The organism is Bartonella sp. MU70NMGDW, assembly GCF_042194085.1.
Taxonomy (GTDB): domain Bacteria; phylum Pseudomonadota; class Alphaproteobacteria; order Rhizobiales; family Rhizobiaceae; genus Bartonella; species Bartonella grahamii.
The window spans coordinates 1-1,549 of sequence record NZ_JBHIMK010000270.1 but is presented as its reverse complement, the minus strand read 5'-3'; the positions used below and the strand labels follow the sequence as shown (position 1 = coordinate 1,549).

Annotated in this window: 2 protein-coding genes; one reads left to right on the top strand and one right to left on the bottom strand. The window is 35.8% G+C overall.

The features are described from left to right. Positions 1-32: 32 nt before the first annotated feature. Positions 33-137 carry a hypothetical protein gene (locus tag ACFIKE_RS10350; protein WP_375649780.1) on the top strand — a complete coding sequence of 35 codons (105 nt, stop codon included), beginning with the start codon at positions 33-35 and terminating at the stop codon, positions 135-137. A 276-nt stretch (positions 138-413) separates the two neighbouring features. Here ACFIKE_RS10350 and ACFIKE_RS10345 read toward each other — a convergent pair whose 3' ends face one another. Continuing rightward, positions 414-1,169, bottom strand: coding sequence for a TIR domain-containing protein (locus ACFIKE_RS10345; RefSeq protein WP_375649779.1), 756 nt, complete (start codon positions 1,167-1,169; stop codon positions 414-416). Positions 1,170-1,549: the final 380 nt, after the last annotated feature.

The following is a 1,549-nucleotide window of genomic DNA, read 5'->3' as shown; positions in this document are numbered from 1 at the left end:
GACAGAGTGAGAAGGTATTAGGATTACGAGAAATTGTAGCGCATCCAAATTACCTTATATTGTATCGAGTAGCTGCACATCAAATCGAAATTGTAGCTGTAGTACATGCCCGACGTGAATTTCCTATTTTTCTTTAATCTAATCAGAGGCTGCCTCTTAAACCTTTCTGTAACAATTACCAAAATTATGACATCAGCCCCGCGTTTATCAAAGAGACTAAAATGATTTCTTCTACGGTAGTGAATTCACGCGCGGTCTCTTCATTAAAATTTGCACAATCGCTTGCTGTTTGAATAAGAGTGGGGGGTGATCGTTTCTCTGTGCTATAGGATGTGTGTGTCTGTGGAATGTGGTGGGGTGCCTTGTGATTTTGGGCGTGCGCTTTAAAAAATAAACATAAGCATTATTCAAATTTAACGTGATGCATGAGTAACGTTCTTTTCATCTAATTTCTTTGCATCTAAATTGAAGCCTGCTTCACATAGTCGATGAGAAAGATCTTTAAGTGTTTCTTTTACGTGTTCTTTAAAAGGAAGGTATATAATTCCACTAATATCTGAAGGGAGTTCAAGGTCTTGTTTTTTTAGAATAGCTACATTTTTGCGAGAAAGCGCAGACATTAACATGCCCATTTCGAAAATAACGTTTTGTCGTGCACGGGGTTGTGCTGCTTTTTTGCCGGCAGATTTGGCATAGCCTATGTCATCGGGAGTAAGCAGCACAATACCAAATTTTATGAAATCGCTACGGATTCCTTTTTCTAAAGCTTCAATGATGGTTAAGCCATTCCCGCCAGTATTTTGTAAGATGTATGGTTCGAGATTAAAATCATTAAGAATAGATGTAAGTTGCTTTAGGGCAGTACGATCATGACCGTGAACGATAAAAATTTTTTTATTTGAGGTATTGGGGGCAGTTTTTGAGGAAGGAATCGTTGATGTTTCTTGTATATGTTTAACCAAAGCTTTTTCTAGATTTTTCACAGCGGATTCTTTGCCTTGAACGTTGATTGTTCCTGTGCTTTCATACCAATTAATAACGCCTCCTTCGGAGGTTTTGATCTGATATCCTCTAGAAGAATTAAGTGATAGAGACTTAATTTCTATGATTTTATATCCAGCTGTTTTAACTATATCTTTAAGCTCTTCGACGGTTCCGCTATATTTCACTGTTTATATTCTTTCAATATCGCTGGTTATTAATATAAAATGTTGATTTATTTTTATAACTATTTGAATTTAAATAGCTTTATGATTTCATTTTCTTATACAATGCACAAAAAGAGACGGTCACCTTCTATTCAATTGATTGAAACGTGGGAAAACTTGACTAAATGATGGGAAATTTTACTGCGTGATGAAGCGATCTGATTGAATTATGAATGAACGAAACGAATTTTTCTCCTATTTGTATATGCCGTTATGTGCTCTATATAAGAAGCACGAAAGTTAACGCTTTATTTATAAATTCTCCTCCTATATTACAAGGGGGTGTTTTCGCATTTTTCTTGCATTGTTTTAAGCAGTATTAAGGGATTGTCGTTCCCCAA